Annotated in this window: 17 protein-coding genes; 1 reads left to right on the forward strand and 16 read right to left on the reverse strand. The window is 45.0% G+C overall.

Annotated features, from left to right (window positions below):
• Window positions 1–134: 134 nt before the first annotated feature.
• Window positions 135–2,849, forward strand: a complete 2,715-nt coding sequence (locus tag J2X05_RS09545; RefSeq protein ID WP_310071804.1) for a TonB-dependent receptor — start codon at window positions 135–137, stop codon at window positions 2,847–2,849.
• A gap of 88 nt (window positions 2,850–2,937) precedes the next feature.
• On the opposite strand, the gene J2X05_RS09550 is transcribed toward J2X05_RS09545, so the two are convergent.
• The 16 genes from J2X05_RS09550 to J2X05_RS09625 form a co-directional block, all read right to left on the reverse strand.
• On the reverse strand, window positions 2,938–4,581 hold the full coding sequence (locus tag J2X05_RS09550; RefSeq protein ID WP_310071807.1) for a family 43 glycosylhydrolase: 1,644 nt from the start codon (window positions 4,579–4,581) through the stop codon (window positions 2,938–2,940).
• A gap of 417 nt (window positions 4,582–4,998) precedes the next feature.
• Window positions 4,999–6,558, reverse strand: coding sequence for a pectate lyase family protein (locus tag J2X05_RS09555; RefSeq protein ID WP_310071810.1), 1,560 nt, complete (start codon window positions 6,556–6,558; stop codon window positions 4,999–5,001).
• A gap of 327 nt (window positions 6,559–6,885) precedes the next feature.
• Window positions 6,886–7,530 carry a sulfotransferase gene (locus J2X05_RS09560; protein ID WP_310071811.1) on the reverse strand — a complete coding sequence of 215 codons (645 nt, stop codon included), beginning with the start codon at window positions 7,528–7,530 and terminating at the stop codon, window positions 6,886–6,888.
• 19 nt (window positions 7,531–7,549) lie between these two features.
• The gene (locus J2X05_RS09565) at window positions 7,550–8,074 is read right to left on the reverse strand and encodes a lipocalin family protein (RefSeq protein ID WP_310071813.1); all 525 of its coding nucleotides are present in this window, start codon (window positions 8,072–8,074) and stop codon (window positions 7,550–7,552) included.
• A 134-nt stretch (window positions 8,075–8,208) separates the two neighbouring features.
• Complete coding sequence (locus J2X05_RS09570; protein ID WP_310071814.1) at window positions 8,209–9,393, reverse strand: immunoglobulin-like domain-containing protein; 1,185 nt, start codon at window positions 9,391–9,393, stop codon at window positions 8,209–8,211.
• A gap of 160 nt (window positions 9,394–9,553) precedes the next feature.
• Entirely contained in the window at window positions 9,554–9,949 is a 396-nt protein-coding gene (locus tag J2X05_RS09575; RefSeq protein WP_310071815.1) for a hypothetical protein, read from the reverse strand.
• Window positions 9,950–9,997: 48 nt separating this feature from the next.
• Entirely contained in the window at window positions 9,998–11,164 is a 1,167-nt protein-coding gene (locus J2X05_RS09580; protein WP_310071816.1) for a hypothetical protein, read from the reverse strand.
• A 34-nt stretch (window positions 11,165–11,198) separates the two neighbouring features.
• On the reverse strand, window positions 11,199–11,840 hold the full coding sequence (gene tmpT / locus J2X05_RS09585; protein ID WP_310071817.1) for a thiopurine S-methyltransferase: 642 nt from the start codon (window positions 11,838–11,840) through the stop codon (window positions 11,199–11,201).
• Between the two features lie 27 nt (window positions 11,841–11,867).
• Window positions 11,868–12,266 (reverse strand): hypothetical protein, encoded by a 399-nt coding sequence (locus J2X05_RS09590; RefSeq protein ID WP_310071819.1) that lies wholly within the window; start codon window positions 12,264–12,266, stop codon window positions 11,868–11,870.
• A 221-nt stretch (window positions 12,267–12,487) separates the two neighbouring features.
• Window positions 12,488–13,663, reverse strand: a complete 1,176-nt coding sequence (locus J2X05_RS09595; protein WP_310071822.1) for a polysaccharide lyase family 7 protein — start codon at window positions 13,661–13,663, stop codon at window positions 12,488–12,490.
• A 789-nt stretch (window positions 13,664–14,452) separates the two neighbouring features.
• Window positions 14,453–15,466, reverse strand: coding sequence for an energy transducer TonB (locus J2X05_RS09600; RefSeq protein WP_310071824.1), 1,014 nt, complete (start codon window positions 15,464–15,466; stop codon window positions 14,453–14,455).
• A gap of 68 nt (window positions 15,467–15,534) precedes the next feature.
• Entirely contained in the window at window positions 15,535–16,167 is a 633-nt protein-coding gene (locus J2X05_RS09605) for a hypothetical protein (protein ID WP_310071826.1), read from the reverse strand.
• A 105-nt stretch (window positions 16,168–16,272) separates the two neighbouring features.
• Entirely contained in the window at window positions 16,273–17,109 is an 837-nt protein-coding gene (locus J2X05_RS09610; protein WP_310071828.1) for a hypothetical protein, read from the reverse strand.
• 179 nt (window positions 17,110–17,288) lie between these two features.
• Window positions 17,289–17,750, reverse strand: coding sequence for an REP-associated tyrosine transposase (locus J2X05_RS09615; RefSeq protein WP_310071833.1), 462 nt, complete (start codon window positions 17,748–17,750; stop codon window positions 17,289–17,291).
• Window positions 17,751–18,129: 379 nt separating this feature from the next.
• Window positions 18,130–19,134: a hypothetical protein gene (locus J2X05_RS09620; protein WP_310071835.1), complete on the reverse strand. Its 1,005-nt coding sequence runs from the start codon at window positions 19,132–19,134 to the stop codon at window positions 18,130–18,132.
• Window positions 19,135–20,175: 1,041 nt separating this feature from the next.
• Complete coding sequence (locus tag J2X05_RS09625) at window positions 20,176–20,634, reverse strand: hypothetical protein (protein WP_310071837.1); 459 nt, start codon at window positions 20,632–20,634, stop codon at window positions 20,176–20,178.
• Between the last annotated feature and the right edge of the window lie 151 nt (window positions 20,635–20,785).

Here is a 20,785-nt window from a genome sequence, read left to right on the forward strand (position 1 = left end):
TTTCTTGTGGTTGTCGGCCATAAAAAAGCACTTATAAAAAAATTAGCTCTGCAGCTAAATCCCATCGGCATGTTCGCGTCTCTAATACCAATAAAAACGAATTGAGTTCATCACAATAAAACCTGGGAATAGCCATGAGAAAATTCACTCTTAATCCGCTTGTGTTAGCCATTGCAGCTGCATCGCTGGCACCTGTTGTTCATTCACAAGACAATACTGTTGAAGAAGTTGTAGTGACGGGTAGTTATGCGCAGAGTTTGAAAAATGCGCTTAACGTAAAGCGCGAAGCAACCGGTATCGTCGATTCAGTATTTGCTGAAGACGTCGGTAAATTTCCAGACCAAAACCTGGCTGAATCACTCGGGCGTATTCCAGGTGTTGCAATTGAGCAGGACGATGGAGAAGGTCGTTCTATCACCGTGCGCGGCTTGGGTGATGCCTACACCATGATTACCGTAAACGGTATGCCAGCACAGTCACTTGCAGCGGGTTCAGGTGGTGTGCGCACCAGCCGTGCGTTTGACTTTAACGTATTTGCTTCTGAGCTGTTCAGCCGTTTGGATGTATACAAATCGACTTCCGGTGAATTGGAAGACGGTTCGCTCGGTGCGACTGTGGGTCTGCGTACCGCGCGTCCATTTGATTATGATTCATTTGCAGCCGCCGCAAACGTTGAAGCAGGCTACTACGATGGTTCGGGCAGTGTTAAGCCGCGCATGTCCGGTTTGCTGAGTTTTAATAACGATGTATTTGGCTTTCTGACGTCAATTGCCTATTCACAAAAAGAAGCGCCTTTAACTGGTGCTGAAACAGGCCGTTGGAACCAACAGTCAGGATCTAACCGTTTTGTTTGTACTACTGCAAATTGCGGTGCAGATGCAAATTTGGTTCGCTCCTCGTGGCATCCACGTATTGCGCGCTACGCCGATAAAACTAACGACCAGGATCGTTTGGGTGTTACTACCAGTTTTCAATGGCAAATTGCTGATGCGACTTTGCTAAGTGTTGATGGTCTCTATTCAAAAATTGATGTGACTCGCGATGAACCATTTATGGAAGCCATTTCACTTGCGCGTAACGATGCCACCGGTATGCGTCAAATGAGCGTGTTGGATTATCTGGTTGATTCCAACATGACGTTGGTGAAAGCCGAAGTTACCGATGCTGACTTCCGCTCTGAAGCGTTTCGTGCGGATTGGTCTTCTGAATTCACGCAGTTTTCTTTGGACTTGAAACATGAGTTCTCTGACAACTTCCGCATGAATATCTTGGCTGGTCAAACAGAATCTGTATTGGATAACCGCGAAGTGACTGTAATCTACGAACACTTTAGCAGCAACGATACGCGCGACTACGTTACCTATGCCGACCCAAGCGATACCATCAGTTGGGATTACACCAACATGAAATCGCCGGTGCTCAATTACAGTTTCGATACCTCAAACCCTGCTAACTGGGAATTCTCTGAATATCGTGACCGTATTTACGATGCCACATCAGACACTGATATGGCGCGAATCGATTTTGCTTACGATATCGCTGATGGCTACACCGTCAAGTTTGGTGCAACGCAAAAATCATACGGTTATGAAATTACCCAAATGCAAGCCGATAACCCGTTCTCTACTGTTGATGTAGCCAACGGTGGTGCAAAAGATGGTAATGCTTGCGGAATTACGCCAGCGCTCACTGCCGATGATGGTTTTGTTAAAACTGCTGGTGGCCAAACATTCTTCTACCCTGACTTTAACCGTAGAAATGAATTCCTTGATTCAGGCTGTTGGAAGTTCACTGCTGTTGCTAACAACACACGCCAAGTAGAGGAAGAGGTGTTTGGTTACTTCGCGCAGTTGGATATAGATACCGAATTATTTGGCAACCGTTTGCGCGGTAATGTTGGTGTGCGTGAAGCGGAAACCGATTTGGTTGCAGGTGGCATCACCGTTGTAAATGGCACTGTGATGCCCGTTGTGTCTAAAAATAACTACAGCGATACACTGCCGTCGTTAAGTTTGGCTTATAACCTGACTGAAGATTTAGTGGTGCGCGCTGCGGCAGCCAAAGTATTGGCGCGCCCTGAGTTAACTGATTTGAACCCGGGTGGATCTGTTTCTACTTTTGGTAACTATCAAGTGAGTTACGGCAACCCATTGATTGAACCATTCCGTGCAGACTCTTTTGATTTGGGGTTGGAGTGGTACTACTCGGAAGATGCTTTGGCGGGTGTAACTCTCTTCCAAAAAGATGTTGAATCTTTCCCAACGTCTGAAGTTACTCAAGACGTTCCGTGGTCGCAACTCGGCTTGCCTGACAGCCTGCTCGGTGCTCAAGCTGACAGCCTGCGCAATGAACCTTTTGATGTGAGCCGTAAAGTTAATGGTGGTGGCGGTAATATCCAGGGTGCAGAAATTTCCTGGCAACAACAGTTGTCATTCCTGCCTGGTCCAGATTGGGTACGTGGTTTTGGCATTCAGTCGAACTACACTCTGGTGGATGAGGCAGAGCTTGATAGTGGCTCGCCGATGAGAAACGTATCGAAAGATTCTTACAACTTCACTCTTTATTGGGAAGGTGAGAGATTTCAGGCGCGTATCAGCAACTCTTATCGTGGTGAATACTATTCCAATACTTCCAGCACTACTCCATGGCAGACTCGTGTAGTGGATGATAGTAATTACGTTGGTGTGTCAGCAAGCTATGATGTTACCGACCAGCTGAAGATTACCTTCAAAGGCGTCAACATCACCGATGAGTCCAAGCATGAATACGAGACTGAAGGTGTTGCTCGTTTAGTGTTGGATCACTCAGCCGGCGCAAGTTACTTTGTAGGTGCCAGCTACAAGTTTTAATTAACGTTGTAAGTTGTTAAAAAGGGATGCCAGTTAACTGGCATCCCTTTTTTATTTATTGCTGATCAAGAAATTGAAATGGTTTTATTTACGGCAGTGCGCGATACACCAAATTGCTAAAACGCACTTTACCTTTGCCCGCAGCATAAATTGCTGGACGCAAACTCATAAATCCGTAAGCAACGTTGTGGTTGTAGCCAGTCACGTCCATTTGCACACCGTATTTCACCCAGGTTTTTCCTGCATCAGTACTGGTGTGAATTGTTAAGATATGGCGATTGTTGGTAACGCGGATGCGCAATGTGTTTTGCATATCAGCGGGTTTGGCTGTGGTGCGTTGATCCATACCGTAGCGATGCAACACCATGCCGTTTTTATTAATGCCCACACCGGCATAAAGTTTATCGTTGTAAAACAACAGCGCGCCACCTTGTGCATCCGGGTCGATTTCCATGTCCACTTCAAATTGGTACGCTTGATCACCCGTTAAAAATGTCAGCGGTGATGTGTTACTGGGCGAAGTGCCTTTCGCGCTTAATTCGAGTGCACCATTTTTATAATTCACTCGCTGGTTTTCAGTGACATCGCCGCGGAAAAAACTCCACTGGATGCCAAATTTATTAGTGGAGAAATCATCGGATAACGCCATGCCGTGCGGCACGGCTTTACCACCTTTTGGTTTGCGAATCGGTTTACCTACATCAACGCCTTTGGCTTTGAACCAGCCATCTTTGGTCCACTCAATCGGCTCCATCATCGCTTGGCGGCCGAGCGTGTGAAAACCATTTTCGTAAGCGTGATACATCATGTACCAATCAGGTTTCTTGCTAGAGCTGGCGGGTCCAGCTACTAAGGTTGCGTGACCTTTTGACCACCATTTCTCTGCTGCTGATTCAGTGCGGATAATCGGATTGTAAGGTGAATTTTCCCAGGGGCCATGAATCGATTTTGCGCGTGCAGAAACCACCATATGGCCTGTTGGTGGGCCAGCGGTGCCGCCGAGTGCGAGCGTCATGTAAAAGTAGTCCCCGTGCTTCATCATTTTGGGGCCTTCTTGCGCGTAACTTTCTACGTCCCACTCTTCCGGATATTGCCAACCATCGTAGACGTGCTCCATTTCGCCCACAATTTTTAACCCGTCATCACTTAATTGCACGCGGTCACCGTGGGATAAAAACAAATAGCGCTTGCCGTCTTCGCCTACAATATGGCCCGGATCAATTCGGTCATTATTGAGTGCGACAGGCTCAGACCAAGGGCCGCGAATATCATCCGCCCAGATCACGTAAATATTGTTGTTGCCGGGTAATTTTGCGGGGATGTACAAATAAAATCGGCCGTTGTGTTTGGTCAATTCCGGCGCCCAAATACTGCCGACATATTTTTTCAGTGCGGGGCCGATGGGCTGCCAGTTCACCAAATCTTTTGAATGCCAGATGGTCAGCGCGGGGTAGGCCTCAAACGATGAAAACGTCATGTAGTAATCATCGCCATCTTTAAGCACGCTGGGGTCGGGATGATCGCCAGCCATAATCGGATTTAGATAGTTGCCATTGCCGAGATCAGCTTTACGCTGGCCTTCAATGCCCTGTGCCCATTGCTGGCAATGTTTCAAAAACGCGTTGCCTAAGTGCGGAGTACATTGATTGTTGGTGCGGCTTTCGCCAGCGTGGCTTCCGGCACTTGCCGCGACCAATAACATACTGAATAACAGTTGATAATTTTTTTTCATAATCGTCTCACAATCATTTTTATGCGGGTAGTTCTTGAATATAACTGTCTTGCTGATGGTTATATCTACTGAGCTACTTTGGATTGGTGGAGACCGAAAATACATGCCGGATAAAAGATTTTATTATTGATTCGATGCAAACAATTCAGATTTGCAGGATCGCGCAAAACCGGAAAGCTGTCAGCTCTGATTGAAATTTATTACATATCATTACCTAAGTATCGATGATACTTCTGCTGGTAAAACGCAGATGCCGGTGATACGTGAAGGGTGCAGCTTGAAGAGGGGGAAAGTAAAACGCAGGAAGCTGATCAGGCGAGATGGGAGTCATCAATCGAGCCAGCACATCGCTGTAGATAGTATGTTTAATCAGATGGCATTGGGCAAAACGGCCGAAGCCGTTTTGCCGCCACACAATTAACGCTTATAAGAACACTTGTTAGGATCGCCCAGTGGATCGGAACCAAATGCAGCAACGGTACAGGCGATTGAACCCGGTACAGAAACGCGCTTGGTGACCCACTTGCCTTTGCGGCCGAAGGCTACCCAACCATCGCCAGAAGTGACTGAACAGGTACCACCCAAGTCAGCGCATTTGGAGAAACCATCGGGATAATCACCGGTGCCCGTTAACACCGGAGCGCCACTGGCTGAGCTTGCTGGTTTGCTGGATGCGGCAATTGAGCTTGCTGGCCTGCTGGATGCAGCTACTGAGCTTGCTGGTCTGCTGGAAGCTGCGACTGAACTGGCAGGTTTGCTTGATGCAGCCACGGACGATGCCGCACCACTACAAGCTGCCGCCGTCAGTTGCGCACCGTTCTTACCAACACCTGCAAATTGCGCAAGCTTATCCTTCACGCACTGGGGCGTTACCGGTGCGTAGCTGTAGGGCAAGCTAATCGGGAAGGTTGCAGTGGTTGTCCAGTTGTTGGCATCGATGGTGCCGCCGCTGGTCCAGGTAATGTTATAGGTGGCAAAGTCACCTGGGTTGGTGATGTTGTTGTTGCGCAGATCCCACTTACCGCAGTTGCTGCTGTCGTAACGGCAGGTAACCGGGTTAACGGAATTTTGGAACCAGTTGCTTTCAATCAATGCATAACCCGCTTGACGCACGTTAATACCGGAACCGGTAATGCCGTCGTACAAGTTGTTATACATGTGCGTCCAACCGCCGCGTTGCAGTGGCAAACGCGCATTTACGTTGCGATAAATATTGTGATGGAAAGTGATCTCACGGCCGCCGGCAATATCAGTGCTGCTTGAACCATCAAGACCGACTTTTTTGCTATCGCGAATAATGTTGTACGACACAGTGATGTTGTGCGAATCTTTTTTAATGTCGATCGCGCTTTCAAACGTCAGGTCGCCATCGGGTGAGCCGTTACATTCGTTATTCACCGCAAACAATTCGTTGTGGTCGATCAACACATTGCTGCCGCTGTCGATACGCAACATATCCGCATCGTTATTTGCGCCGGCCAGTGCGCCGATTTTCATATTGCGCACAATCACGTTGTTCGATTTATTAATCACAATACCAAAGTTGGCCGATGAACCATTTGCTCCGAGGATGGTGACACCCTTGGTGAATTCTTTGATTTCCACAAAGCGGTAAGCATCATTCCAGCGTGGCTTGGGGCAGTTGCCTGCGGCATCAACTGTGTGATCTTTAATGACTTGGTTGATCAACGCATCTTCATTGCCGGTGTAGGTGATGACAACAGGATAAGCACCGCCGGTAACTTTGTTGCCATTGGCATCGAGTTTGGCGTTGGCGATGATAGTGTTGATTTGTTCGTAAGTGGATGCGGTAAAAGACTGAGCGCCTGATACGTTGCCACCATCGGTAGTGGAGAAACCACCGGTTGCCGCTGCATAAGCTGAACTGCCAGCACAGAAAGCGACGGCGGCAGCGATGGTTTTCAAGGTGAAGGTTATATCTCTCTCAAGAGGTTTAGCTGTTTTTATAGTGAACATAATTACAATCTCGTCTTAGTTATTAAAATTAAGGACGGATTGACCGATATGCCATTCTGCAATTTGAGGAATTACATCTTTCCAGAAAACAACGCAGTATTATTGTTATATGTGACTACCCAGTGCGGCTATCGATACCTGCTGTAGATCAGCGCTTGGGGAAGTGCCCGGCACTACCAAGGAGGTGTGACGTGCAGCTATTCTTGCATTTATAGGATTAGAAATACAAATAAAATGCTGGCACTGATTTTGGCTGTTTCAAAAAGTGACAGAGCTGCGCGCACCTGTGCCCTGATGCTACCTGAGTAAACTATTGACGCGGTCTTTCTACTGAATAACTATGTCTTGATAATCAAAAAATTTTCGGTGTTCCTTACCAGCACTGAGCGAATTAACTTTATTGGGATGCTTATATTCCTTCCAGTTGTCTACTAGCTTGCCGATATTTAAATGGGGAAATTCCCCTGTGTCCTCAGTGTTAATACCTAAAAACGCCAGCAGTTTATGTAGGCTTCCGCTGTGGCTTATATCTATTTTTAACAAGTCATTCCTGGTTGAAAAATAGTGGAATACTTCTTGTTGGTGTGCACGATAACAGCGCTCCAAATGCTCTGTATCTAATGAATTGTCTGTCGTTAATGGCGCAAAGGTTTTATTGATACAGCGTTTCAAAACCGGATTGAGATAACCCGATTTTGGTGCTAATTCCGGTAGCATTTTATTCAGTAGCATTTGCATGGAGGGCACCCAATGTTCCAACGCCCTATCCAAATAAACGAATTTTGATTCGGGAAATAATTGATCTAACTCTTTATAGTCTGCAAAACAGGGTGCATCGGAAATAACATCGGCCAACTCAAAGGCACGCTTGGTGTAGGCGGTATGGGCAACCTTAAACCCGTAATCCAGCAGCGCCACACTGATACTGGTAGTGCCGGTGCGGGGTAGGCCGATGATGAAGAGTTTGTTCATAGTGTTGTGGATGCACCGCTTATTGCGGTGTGCCTGAATGATTCACAATAATTAATTTTTCGGTAGCAAAGCCGAGCGACTTTGCCTGTGCAATCAGGCGCTGAAGAAGGGCGGGGTCCATTTGTGGCTGGCGAGCGAGTATCCAGAAATAGTCTTTATCCGGGCCGCTGATCAGCGCGTAATGATAATTTTCTTTATCCAACTCAAATACAACATATGAGCCATAGAACGGCCCGAAGAAGGACACTTTCAAATAACCAATATCCGGCGTATCAACAAAGTAGGCTTTGCCCTCGGCTTCTTTCCACGCTTGGTCTTCCTGCGAGTATCCGCGGTTAATGACTTTCACTCCGCCATCATCACGCAGGGTGTAGTTAGCCGTTACATGACTTAAACCGCGTTCAAAACTGTGGTCAAGGCGAGCTATTTCATACCATGTGCCCAGGTAGCGCGGCAGTTCGAATTGCGCTACGGGTTTAATATTTTCCGGCATGCCGGTGCAACTGGCTAATAGCAGGGTGATACTCAATAAAAAATACTTCATGGCAATGCTCCTGTAAAAATTGAAAATGGGTTTTTCGATTGAATCCCAAGTAAAACCAATTTCAATTTTGGCCTATTGTATTCTGCTTATCGGTGCGCAGTACCACCGATAAGGCTTAACATACAGAGGATTTTTTATTCGTTAGTTTTGTCGAGCGTGAAGCGTAAAAACCAATCGTAAATGGACTCGCTTTGGCGGTCATATTTTAAATCACCTTTGCCGATATAACTGTCGTCCCATATTTGGTTGGCAATAACGTGATCACCATTGCTGACTATAGTGACTTTAGGTGTAGGGCTGGTCAGGCATTGTTGCTTGAGAATGTCGATTGTATAAAACGTGTGGTTTACGGGGACTGTGGAATCTGCATCACCGTGAAATGCCCATATTGGTAGCTGCGTCATGGCTTTGCAAAATTGCGTAATTGCAGTGGGATTCTCGACCGGGCCTCCAGCCGACATAGGGGCAATCGCGGCAAGACGATTGGGATAGAGCAGAGGATAGCGGTAGGTGAAATAGCCGCCCGCACTCATGCCTGTCATATAGATCCGTTGTGGATCCACAGGGTAGGCTGCCAATGCCCATTCAATTAATTGATCAACCTGATGCCACTCATTATCGCCAATGTCCAGACAGCGCTGCGGTTCCAGTACGATAAATGGGCGCGAGTCAGGCCAGCGATTTTCGTCGAATACCCGATAAATATTGGCGCCATATTGCAATGTCAGTAAACGGTTATTAACGGGGGACTGCTGAACAAAATGCTCCCAACCGTGAGCAACAATTAACAGCGGATATTGTTTATGCGGCTCGCTGCCGATATATACAGGTAGATGTTCAAGAAATCCCATAGGCGCACTGGTGCTATCAAAAGGACGCAGGCTGTATTTTTTGGGCGTATTAGTGAATACCCGCACAATGCGATGTTTGGATGCAGCGATCCGGCCAGCGGAATCTTTAACGTCATAGCGAATAAAATAATCTGCTTGTTGATTAGTATTGATTTTATCTAGCCCCGTTGTGCTTATTAGGGATGTTAAATCATTGCCATTTTGGTCTTTCGCGATTGCACCGGCATCCAGGTAAGTGCCTCCCAAGGGAATATCTATCACCCGGTCGCCATTGAGTGTGATCAGCGGTGCATCTGTTGCTACAGCGACTACCGGTTGCAGTATGCACTCGCGTGGTAGTGGCGCGGGAACAGATGAGTTGGAGACTACTGGTGGTCGGTTTTCTGAACTGGAGGATCCTCCACCGCAGCCAATGAGCAAAAAAACAAATGCCAACGCTGCAAAAAAAGTCAAATTATTTTGTATCATTTTATCCACTTGATAATGAGCTATGGCGTTAATTGTGATTTGCTGTGATGTAACGTGTTCTCTGAAAAGCCAAAGCTTGATTAATTTTACTTTTATCTACTGCATTAAAACAAAATAATCCGCCAGGTTTGAGTGCGCGGTGCGCGCTGGCAATGCAATCCTAGTCCCTACACCAACCTTCACCCAGGCGTACTCGCAGGCAATCCGCTTTTTCAGCAAGCCATTTCATTCCGGTATCAGTTCCGTTGCTGGATTGAATTGTTTCAGTGGTTCCATTGCGCTCAAAGGATATTTCGTTGCCTTTATTCATACCTTGAAATTGCTTGGGACCGTCAAGATCTTGAATGGTGATCTTATAGTTTCCATTGTTACCGGAAATTTCAAGAAATGTTCCCTCGGGGCCATTCCACTTACCAACCCATGCATCGGTTGCAACTGGTGTGGCTGCTGTGCTTGAAGCAATGTTGGAAGTGGAGGGGGCTGCTTTATCGTTACATGCGGTTAACAGCAGTAATATCGATGGCAACATGAATGCCTGGATGCTTGATTTTTTCATAAATATATCCGCGTAGAAAAAATAAAAAATATTTTTTGTAAAGTGCGTTTATTCAATCGCCATAAAATACATATCATCCCAATAGGCACTGAACTCACCCTTGCCATCAATCGTTTGGATTGCATCGACTGAGACGCTACGCGAATTAGGTGCTGCTTCTAACAGCGGGACAGACAGTGGCTGCCAACCAGCGATTTTCTGTGGATCAACGTGACGCCCATCGGTGCTATGGCGACCCTGGCAGTTTTCCTCTTCATACCAGCTCACTCTCATTCGTCCACCGCCGGTTTGATTTGAATGTTCATCCGCTTTAAAACTCACGCCCATTTTAAATTGACGTTTGTAGCCGATGTTAACGCACTGTTCAAATACACCCGTGCCCATGGAGCCGTCATCGGACGTTAACGTGATGCGAATGGCTCCCTCAGAGTTGTAACCTTCATCGGTGCTCCATTCGCTGTGATAATGTTTCCAGTGTTCAAGCCCGGTATCAAAGCTGCCATTGCGCAATAAATTCGTATTAGTTGGCACACTCGGTGCTCCATCAAATTGGTTACTGGGGTGTTCCGGTTCTTCCAATTGGGTGATTTGTAAATTGAGATTGTCCCAATAGCCTCTGGCAAGTGTATCGTCGCCAAAGACCCCTAATTTTTCAAGCAACCAATAATAAGCCGATTCCAAAACGCCAAAATCTTTACGCGATAGTTGTTGGTCTTGCGTAATTTCCACTTCAACTGCCTGTGCATTCAATGCGGGGCTCAAGTCGTCAATCAGCAGCGCTTGCCAGCCATTTTTAATTTCAGGTTCAAGATAGGTACCGAATTGCGCGCTGCCAGAGCAGTCAGATTGGTAATGCCAAATTAGATTGGCTCTGTGGCCATAGTTGCTTGCGGGCAACTCATCCGGGTAAAGAAAATTGCCGCTGAATTGCAGCTTTCGTGCATCGCCAATAGGAATGCATTGGCGCGCGTTGCGCGAATGAATATAGCCATCCTTCGGCGCCTCTTGTGCGCGCATTAACAAGGAGGCTGGGGCATTGGCAAAAACGTCCGGGTCTGGTGAGGGCGGAACTGATACCTCTATCTCCGGCTCCAGTCGCCAGCCCTGAGTACCTTGCGCAAAGCTGCCATTGACAATGATATTTTCATGCGGCGATTGCGCGTTGCTTGTAGCGCAGGCGATGAATACCAAACTGGTTAAGGTTTTCTTGAGCATGAGTCGTCCTAGTACAGAAAAAGCTTGAATTGGCTTAAAGTCTGTTATCCAGTAACCAAACATTTTCGAAAGCAGGGCACTGGCCCTTTAATTTTCCTGAGACCTCGACGCTTTCTAATAGCTTGAGTGCGTAGTCGAAACTGTAATGCGCTTTTACCTCATCATCACTGATAGAGAAAGGTGGGCCTGCGAGTTGGCTTTGGTCGTATACAAAACAAATCATCAGCTGTTTGGCGTTATGAGTGATTGTTTTTAAGTGGGATGTGTAATGCGTGCGCATATCAAAGGGCAGGGCAACCAACGCTGCGCGATCATAAATGGCGTCGACCTGGCCGAGTAAGCTTGCAGTGACAGTAAAAATATCACCTACAAAAATATCGATATTGGGCGCTCGATAATGTTGCAGGTTTTCTAGCTGCGTAATCTCGGGTGCTACTCCCAACTCATCAAAAAGCTGTTCGATGGCGATAGGGCTTAACTCTGCTCCCACTACCTGAAAGCCTTGCGCGAGCAGCCAATGAATATCCAAAGTCTTTCCACATAAAGGCAAAAATATCCGGCTACCAGTTGCCAAATCCAGTGCGGGAAAGTGTTTAACTAATAGCGGGTGTGCATCATTGTTGTGAAAACCAATATCGCTTTCTTGCCATTTCTTATGCCAGAAGTCGTGTTGCATAAATTGCTCTTTTATATAGGCGATTTTTTAATATTTCTTTATTTCATTTTCCATATTTTTAAGGGAAATTTCCCACTGTTTTATGGCTCTCTCATGATTGAGCTTGGCAAGGTTTTCGATGGTCGCGCAGTCTTTTTTGCTAATAGCGGTCATCATTGTCATCATGTCCGCTTGCAGGTCACGTTGCTCGTTCATTACTTCGTCGTTTAAGACTGCGGCCATTTTTACTCTCATAAGTTGTTCATCGGACATGCCTGCTTTCTTTTGCAGCTCAAGTCCCAAGGCATCGAATTTCTTTTCATAATCCGCATCGATCTGTTCGGTTTTTGCTTTTGCCTGCTGGGCTGTCACTAGTGGGTCGCAGTCTTGGGCGAGGGCAGGTGTACTGACGAGGGTTAACAGCAAGAATAACGATAGCGGTTTCATAGACTTCCCTAGAGTGTTTAACAAGTGGGGTAATTGATGGTGTTAGTAAAGCATGAGCAAGAAGTTAACGGCAGCCAGAATAGCAAAGGTTAGGGGGTTTGCACATAAAGTGGTGTGCGGATTAGGGAGCGTAGAGAGGATAATTTTAGGGGCGGGGTGCTTCTCTATTTTAATGTGAAAGCGCTGAGATAAATATTGAACCTCAGCGCTTTATCAATTACTTACTGGATGCGTACGTAAGTTAGGTTGGTAAATTCTACAATGCTGGTGGTGATGTTATTTTTTCGATAGAAATCGCCAAACATACTGCTGTTTTCTACCTGATCCATAGTGTCTGGATCTTGAGCTTGCAGGTAATTACCAAATTTGAAGAATGCGCCCGGATCGTTCTTAACACGCAGGTAGGCACTGGTACCGAGCGCACTTACGGTTACATCGCCATAATTATTCACGATGTCCAGTAAAAAGCTGCCGCCGCTTTTGATTGAACCAAGGCTAAACTTTTGCTCTTTACCGCTTTCGTTTTTCATTCGCACATAAACATCAAAAATGCCATCAGTCGATACGCTGTTAGAAAAGCCTGATTCAGATGTATCCGACACATATACCTTTACCAAAGTGCCCGTATCGGCAGCATGAAATTGCGAAATGATGGTTTTGGAGCCTTTGGATAAATTCACACTCACCTTTGCAGAAAGGCGCTCATAGGTTTTATTAAATGCGGTTCGCAGTGATTTTTTAATCGTTAACTCATTGCGCCAGCCGTGGCCATTGGGTGTGACATGTTTAGACGCAAGTGCATCAAAACGCAGAAGGCCAGTGCTGACATAGGGCGAAAGACCTTCTACATCAAAATACTTTTGCAGTTCTTGTTGAGATGTGCAGCCATTACAGACCGGCTCGGTTGGCGCCGTTGCGAACAACTGAACTTCAGTGATGCTATTCCAATTATTGTTGGTGTTGCCATGCCCGATAATTCTTACGTAACGCCCTTGAGTCGCCTTTAAGTCGAAGCGTTGAAAGCCTAACGTGGACGAGGAGCTGTAACCGCTAAAGGCCGTTTTCCAATTTGTTTGATCGGTAGACGTTTTAATTTCAATATTGGTTTTGCGAATATCGCCTTGGTGAAATGCAATATTCATATGCGCCAAGGTTTTGATCGAGCCAATATCATAGTTAATCCACTGACCATCACCCTGGGCAGACCAGCGCGAGTTTGGATCCAGACTGTTGTCTAAAGTGAACGCCGGGAGATGCCCATCATTACTGCTGGCCGACGCCTTGATCGTCGCATTGCTAATTTGTGTTGGTGTTTGCGCCCAGGCCTGCGTGCATAAAGCAGGGACGGCGATGAACAGCAGTGTTGTGCCGAGTTGACTCAATAGGTTATTGCGCATATGTAAAATACCTCGAGAAATTATTTTTATAGTCGAATGAATAGTTGCTGCAGTAGGTTTCGCTAATGTCCTTCCCTCTGACCGGTGCGATTACAAGACTTATAGAGATTATTTGTAATCGTTCGCCGTCATGGCAAAAAAGCGTGAAGCAGCAATGACAAATACTAATAAGTGTATTTTTTTATGCTAGTCATCCGCGTCAGAATGCACAGATGGTTAGTTGGGCGCCAACTTGGAGTGCGGAAGTGTGAACTGGGTTGATTTTGTGGTGCACAGCCGCCGGATTGATCAGGCTGGAGTGGCGCAAGGTTTCAGGCTCCGGGTGGTTTGCTGTGGCACAGGCGTTACGTTAAACAGCACGTCGTTCACAAGCAAAGTTCGCTCTTAATCTCTCTTTGATAACGGGTTGATAAATCAGGCCGACCCATCCCTTAGGTAACAACAACTCCCTTCTTGCGGGGTAGAGGTGTTTACCCCTACAGATTGAAAATGCTTGTACCTTTAATTGAGGTTTTGGTTATGTGTTTCTATGAGGTATAGGCTGTTTGGAAAAATGCACATGGCTAGGTTGCGCCCCTACACAACTTATCCTTCTGACCGCCCCTGCTGTTGGTTATTTTAAATTGCGGAGGGGCGCCGGCCGGTGCAGCAAAACCCCACCAGGTGCGCTGAACTAATATTATCTACATTGCAGTTGCGTGCTTACTTTACTACTGTTCTTGAGGTTCTCGTGTATACGCTGATTTTTTCTCCTCAAATGACCAGCATAATCACTTTCTCATTTGTAGGTTAAGGGTTTATGTAAAACGTGAATCGATTTCGTAAATTGTGCATTTCGACGGGTAAACCATCGGGACCAATATAGGGTTTGTAGAGAAATTGTTTTGCAGCCTTGATACTCTCTTTGCCAAAGTAACCTTCTGGATATTCCTCAATGATGGTTATATCTTTGGTTTTTCCATTCACGTCAACCGTATATTCAGCAACGGTGTATCCATTGATTCCACGAGCAAGGGCTGTTCTCGGATAGAGTGGTGGCACCTTTTTTATCGGCAGCCATTCATCTGCGACATTCTTTTTCCAGGCTACCAGTTGGCTCCATTTTATGGTTTTATTTTCGCTGGAGTATTGAGCGGCAATTTTTTCCAAGACGTCCTGACGTTTATGGAGCGTTGCATTTTTTATATAAGTTGCAAAATAAAGATAGCGTTGAGTGTCATTGTATTTTTTTGATTCTTCATCCGCCAAAGCGAATAGCTTCTCCGCTAAATCAAATCGTAGATTTTGTGAGTAAAGCTCAGCGATCAACAGTATTTGGTTCAGTGATAGGCTAGGAAGATGTTTCGGAGCTAGGGCATTATAAACTTCGTCCATTTTTTTTGCTTTGACGCTAGCTGCTAATAGTTGGTTGATTGAAAATCTGTAGGAGCCATAGTCGTAGGGCGAGCGATTTTCCAGCGAGAGCATGTAGTAGTTGATTGCTTCAGATGGATTATTATCCTCAGCATATAGCCAGCCGACGTGACTATAAAATTGTGCTAAATCTACGTGGCTATATTTACTAAAGTCAGGTCCTGTTTGTATTTGTTTTGCCGTTTCGATAGCTTTTTTTACATCGGAATTTTTATTGTCATATGCAGCTATTTTTACAATTTTCTTGAGGCCAGCGTTGCCCAGCTTTGTGGCTTGCGAAAAATGTATCTCCTGTTCGTTGAGTTCTTTTTTATCTTCGGCTGCATTGGCAAATTGTATCGTTAGGGTAGCAATTAACATTATATAAAAGGTGAAAATTCCAATTTTCATATTTGTCTGGTCCCGATGTTGTTGGCGTAGTGTTAAGGGTTGTAAGTGGGGTACGAGTGCGTTTTTTATTAAGGGTATACTTCCGTTACCAAGAAATAAATGAAGGTGTGGCGTGCGCTGCCGAAATTGCTCATCGCGCTTTCATATTTAGGGAGGGTTAGCGTAAACGTTTTTCCGCCATCAATAAAATAGGAATGTTTGTGCTGCATATAATGGCCGCGTAACTTAAATGGAGTGCCTTTTCCGTCAAACGGAATATCAAAAAATTCCAGCTGTTTTGCGACTGCTTCATTGGCAGGGATCAGTAACATGCTTTGCAGATTCTGGTGCATAAATGACACCGGGCAGTCTTTGCCGGGTATTACATATTCCTGTTGGTAGGTTTTGAATGCTGCAGCAGTGAGTGTATGCACTTTTTTAATGGCGGCGTATTTTCTGAGCACACTGGCATCACGTATGCCAAAGCTGAGTTCGTCAATTGTTTGCAGTTCACCCAGAGTGAACTGGTGCGAATTAAATTCACCTTCGGCATCCAAGGTTACTGTAAATGTATTAGCCTCTGGCTGATAAATACGCTCCTTGATTTCAATGTCATCCATAAAACACACTAAGTCATCTCCAAAGCAAAAATTGTCGCAACCGGACATGCTAACCAATGTGGCCAAGGTTGCTGCAGAGATAAATCCTTTCGTTATTTTCATAGTGGTTCTCTGTTGGTTTTTCGCTTGAATTAAATGGTGTGCCATCGATGAGGACGAGTGTTGCATTTCGTTCCTCAGCCTGCGCAGCCCGCTTCTATCTATCTGCTACTCAGCTTTTTTAGTCATTTCTTTGATGGGCACAGCTTTAGTGTTTTTATTGTCAATTGCTTGCTGCATGACTTTTTTGGCGAGCAAGTAAAAATCATTGCTTTTTTGTTTTTCAAAAGTTGGTGTGCCTATGGCGTTTAATTGTTGTTGAGCTATTTCGAACTGACCGGTGCGGCGATACATGTCGGCAATGATTATGCTCATAGGCCAATACTCTTCATCCTTATCGGTCAGCTTGGCTTTTTGGGCGCTGGCTTTTTCAATCACTAATGCGGCGTACTGATCATATTTCTTGTGGTCGCCGCAGCCATCTGCTTCCCAGGTCGCTTGCAAGTAATACCACCAGAGATTATCCAGGTTTTCTTTTAAGGCTTCTGATTGTTTGGCAAACAAGAAAAAAGATGCGTGTTTTTGTTTATAGAGTTGTTGGTATTCTGCGGATTCAATATAGGCTTTGCGCGCAGCTAATGCTGTTCCATTAATGTCTGCTTCGTCAACAATAAACCCGTTATGGCATACCGGAATGGCGACGGGAAAGCGCATATAAGAAATGGGTTGCCAATCCAAATGCAATCCCATGGTGGAGTGGGTACCCAACTCCAGTGCTTTGAATTTTTTTCCATTGCTAGGGCAGGTGTAGTCAGCTTCATAGACGTGGTATCCACTGGGACCAACACAATTTAAAATTTTGGGATTGTATTGCGTGATGGCGGAGTCGTCGTGATCGTGTTGGTGATCAGATTGTGTACTTGTGTTGGTGCAGGCGGTTAGCAAATAGGCCAATAAAATTGTACCCGACAAGGTTGCAAATGATGTTACACGCTTGAGCTTCATAGTCTTTCCTTATTTACAGATGCCGCTATTTATTAGTGTAGGTAAGGCCGGGCTGCGTAGGCAGTCATGCCCAATATGTCCATTTTTCCGGTTAAGCCAAAAAATAACAATGTGCTTCTGTGTTTTTAATTGTATTGTTCCTGTTTTGTTGTTTGTGGTGTTGGGCATGGCTGCCCAACCTACGCGAACTTGTGGATGCTTGAATATGGCCAGTCTTGCGCGTTGCTTACGTAACCGTGTTTAACAGGATTGTGGTGTATGTATTCAATATGGTTGTAAAAATCCCGTTCGTCGCGGATGGTGTGTTCCCAAAAGCGGCGCTGCCAAATTCCGCGCTCGCCTCTTTTTAGGCGGCTATTTTTTATTAATTCGTCTTTGGCAATGCGGCGGGAGAAGTTGGCTTTGATTAATGACCAGCGCATGGAGTAATTACAATCATTGCGCGGTAATGTCCACAAGCAGTGCAGGTGATCCGGCATTACCACCATCGCGTTGATCTCGAATGGATGGTTTTGTTTTACCGTTTTAAATGCCGCCCGCAAACAATCAACTTCCTGCACCAATAAATCGCTCTTGCGATCCGCCAGCGCCAGGGTGAAAAAATAACACCCACCCTCAACATAAACCCGCCGGTATTGCATAAACCCTCCCTGTAATTAACCCAATTTATTTCATGGCAGCGTAGGTTGCCGGTGAGGAACGAACCGCAACATGACCATGCATCCGCAACAACCAAAACCAAAATGCATGTGCCCTTAATTGGTTTTTCATTTTCACAAAAAAATGTGCCGTTCGCGATTACGAATGTTGCGGTTCGCAAGCTCACCAGCAACCTACGGTCTCTCCGTTTTGACCCCCACCATGTCAAGGTGGTGCTCTAACGTAGGTTGCTGTTGAGGAGCGAACCGCAACATGACCATGCACCCGCAACCACCAAAACCAAAATACATGTTCCGTTCATTGGTTTTTCGCATTTACAAAACAATATGCCGGTTGAGATTAGCAAGATAAGCTTGCGAGCTATTTTAAAATCAACCATTTTATTACATCGTAAGCTGCGCTTGTGCCCAAGCCTATGACAATTGTCCCAGTTGCCCCAATAACTGACCAAACTATGGAGACTATATTTCTATTGGAAAATCGCTTTATCAGCTTTGCGTCGCCTTTATTAATATTCAGATAAGAAATTGCAAGATAGCCATCAATTGAGGTTTCAATTTTTCGCAAAAATAACTCACACACGCCGCCTGTTATAACGAATACAGAAGCATACATGACAATAAATTTTACTGAGAGATCGTTATTTATTAAATTTGTATCAATCGCTTGAGTTGTAAAAATTGCTAGCAATGCATAAATAGCAAGTTTTCCTAGTTTGGGAATTAGGTGTGATATTCTTTTAAAGTAGTTCATTGCTTTTATGCTTTTCGACTCATCACATCCTTTTATCCATTCGTCAAACATTGCAGTAAAGTGGCGTGCCTTTACATAATCCGCATATTCAATGGATATTTTTGCTGTTTGAGTGACCATGCTGGATATTATTGCTGATGAAATAAACGGTGGTGCCTCTTTTTCTAGTTGATCTAGTTCGGCTACTCGTGAGCGCACTCTGTTGGTTATTTTGTAGTTTTCAAAGTCGGATTTCTCTTGATCATATATTGAGAAAATGTATATAAATGTTATGTCTGATGTTGGGTTTGGGCTTGTTATATTATGTTTTTCAAAGTCTTCAAAAGAATTGAATTTTTCAGACTCGCCTTCATTGTGAGAGATGGCAATTCTCACACCAATTGTGCTTTTAATTGGTTTAGTTGATTCTATTGATTGAACGGTTTTTTGATGCAGTTCTTTCAGATCATTGAATGATACTAAAATATTGTTTGTATATGATTTGGATATCTCTTCATTTTTCGAGTTTACTTTTTGGTGCATGGTAAAAAATAAGTCAATTTGAGATTGATCATAAGAGATTAATCCCCCCGCGTTGTTTCGGCTTTCTGTCGCCTGTAGATTGTTGTTCATTGCGCCTCCTTTTTTAAATTAAAACACCCGCTACCAAGCGCAACCCAAAATACATGTGCTGTTAATAGGCCTTGCGCATTCACAAAGTAATGTGCCATTTGCGCTTACGAATGTTGCGGTTCGCAAGCTCACCAGCAACCTACATCAAGTCAATCCTATGTGCTTATTTGGGACAAAAAAATGGGGGCAAGATTGCCCCCACATTTTTCTTACAACGGATACACCAAGACTAAAAGCGCAGATGCTCTAATAATCGAGGTAATGTCTATTGTAATTGTTACTCTCTTGGTACTAAAAGTGAACATCTTGTGTTCCTCAGTCAGTCCCAAGCCGGCTCAGGATAAAATTAATCACCCATATTTAACGTGGTTGGCCACCACGCCAATCAGAGGAGTGCAACCTCTTTCATGGATTTTTGCTGATAGTTCGAATACCAGCATCGGAGTGTCGAACCTCAAAATCTTCACCCTAATTTGTCAAACGCGACGGGGAATTCAAGAATCTTGAGCACTCCTCTTTGATGGAAAGGCACCGCCTCGCTCCACCGCAGTTCTTTCGGCGAACGACACAACCGGTGTCATAGCTCGCTCAGCAAAATCAATAGGTTACCCCTCCGCCGCGACACAACCTACCATCTCATTGCGACACATCATATGTCATTTTCCGGAAAAAACGACACAACCTGTGACATAAAAAATACTTCGATTTAGGGCTATTGAATATGGGTTTTTTATAGCAATAAACTATTTATCTGTGTATAGATAAATTAGGGTTTACACCGTAACAAAGCAGCTTATAATCAGAGAGCCGACAAAGTATCTGCACGACGACAGACCAACTAACCACTGATCTGTCACAACAAAACCGCCGAAAGGCGGTTTTGTTGTTTTGGGCGGGGAGTTTTTGGACGCAGTTTAGTTTCTAGCCAAAATATGGCGGGTAGATATCAGCATTACAGGGGTGACCGATAAATAGCGAAAGCGATCAGTTAAACAATGCCATATTGCTTTACCTAGGTCTCTCACAAGGAAATGGACAGATCTAGAGGAGATTATTATCTCTTGCTGTTTTATGTGCCCCGGCTCTGTAGTAGTAGGCTATAAAGAGCATTAAAACTCCCATTAATCCCCCAATCAATACTTTGATCATGCTTGGATCATCTTTAAGTATGATCATCGCCGTCAGAATCATAAAAACTATCCCATAGACGGTCATCAGCGCGGCAAAAAGAACCTCTACAACGACCATTCCCCAAGCCGAAATTTTTCGTGTTAAGGGCGACGGGGCAGGAATAGCGGAGAAGTGACTTCTAATCTCCTGTTTTATTTTGGCAATTATCAGAGGAATTGCTCTAACGAGGAGCCGGACTAAGTGGTCGATTAACCGATTGAGCTTTCCTTTCAGCACTGTGTCAAATAATCCAAATAAAAAAGCTGAAAGCACTATTGTTTTAAGTGGCTCGCTTTCAGTTAGCGCAGTAAACACATCAGGGCTTAGCATAATGAGGTTTCCTTTTAGTATGGGTCAGCAAGGTAGGTAATTTCCCGATCTAATTGAATTTGGAATCGGTTAAATAATATACTATCCTTGATTTCTGGTATGGTCAAGAATACAGTATGTTTTTATATACAGTGAGTGCGTATCCAGTTAT

Source organism: Cellvibrio fibrivorans, assembly GCF_031457055.1.
Classification (GTDB): Bacteria; Pseudomonadota; Gammaproteobacteria; order Pseudomonadales; family Cellvibrionaceae; genus Cellvibrio; species Cellvibrio fibrivorans.

Bases quoted from the DNA above. Each gene is read 5' to 3' on its own strand.
- J2X05_RS09575 (WP_310071815.1), bottom strand. From the start codon at position 9,949: ATGAAAAAATCAAGCATCCAGGCATTCATGTTGCCATCGATATTACTG.
- J2X05_RS09550 (WP_310071807.1), bottom strand. From the start codon at position 4,581: ATGAAAAAAAATTATCAACTGTTATTCAGTATGTTATTGGTCGCGGCA.
- J2X05_RS09625 (WP_310071837.1), bottom strand. From the start codon at position 20,634: ATGCTAAGCCCTGATGTGTTTACTGCGCTAACTGAAAGCGAGCCACTT.
- J2X05_RS09580 (WP_310071816.1), bottom strand. From the start codon at position 11,164: ATGCTCAAGAAAACCTTAACCAGTTTGGTATTCATCGCCTGCGCTACA.
- J2X05_RS09620 (WP_310071835.1), bottom strand. From the start codon at position 19,134: ATGAACAACAATCTACAGGCGACAGAAAGCCGAAACAACGCGGGGGGA.
- J2X05_RS09570 (WP_310071814.1), bottom strand. From the start codon at position 9,393: ATGATACAAAATAATTTGACTTTTTTTGCAGCGTTGGCATTTGTTTTT.
- J2X05_RS09615 (WP_310071833.1), bottom strand. From the start codon at position 17,750: ATGCAATACCGGCGGGTTTATGTTGAGGGTGGGTGTTATTTTTTCACC.
- J2X05_RS09555 (WP_310071810.1), bottom strand. From the start codon at position 6,558: ATGTTCACTATAAAAACAGCTAAACCTCTTGAGAGAGATATAACCTTC.
- J2X05_RS09610 (WP_310071828.1), bottom strand. From the start codon at position 17,109: ATGAAGCTCAAGCGTGTAACATCATTTGCAACCTTGTCGGGTACAATT.
- J2X05_RS09565 (WP_310071813.1), bottom strand. From the start codon at position 8,074: ATGAAGTATTTTTTATTGAGTATCACCCTGCTATTAGCCAGTTGCACC.
- J2X05_RS09605 (WP_310071826.1), bottom strand. From the start codon at position 16,167: ATGAAAATAACGAAAGGATTTATCTCTGCAGCAACCTTGGCCACATTG.
- J2X05_RS09560 (WP_310071811.1), bottom strand. From the start codon at position 7,530: ATGAACAAACTCTTCATCATCGGCCTACCCCGCACCGGCACTACCAGT.
- J2X05_RS09545 (WP_310071804.1), top strand. From the start codon at position 135: ATGAGAAAATTCACTCTTAATCCGCTTGTGTTAGCCATTGCAGCTGCA.
- tmpT (WP_310071817.1), bottom strand. From the start codon at position 11,840: ATGCAACACGACTTCTGGCATAAGAAATGGCAAGAAAGCGATATTGGT.
- J2X05_RS09590 (WP_310071819.1), bottom strand. From the start codon at position 12,266: ATGAAACCGCTATCGTTATTCTTGCTGTTAACCCTCGTCAGTACACCT.
- J2X05_RS09595 (WP_310071822.1), bottom strand. From the start codon at position 13,663: ATGCGCAATAACCTATTGAGTCAACTCGGCACAACACTGCTGTTCATC.
- J2X05_RS09600 (WP_310071824.1), bottom strand. From the start codon at position 15,466: ATGAAAATTGGAATTTTCACCTTTTATATAATGTTAATTGCTACCCTA.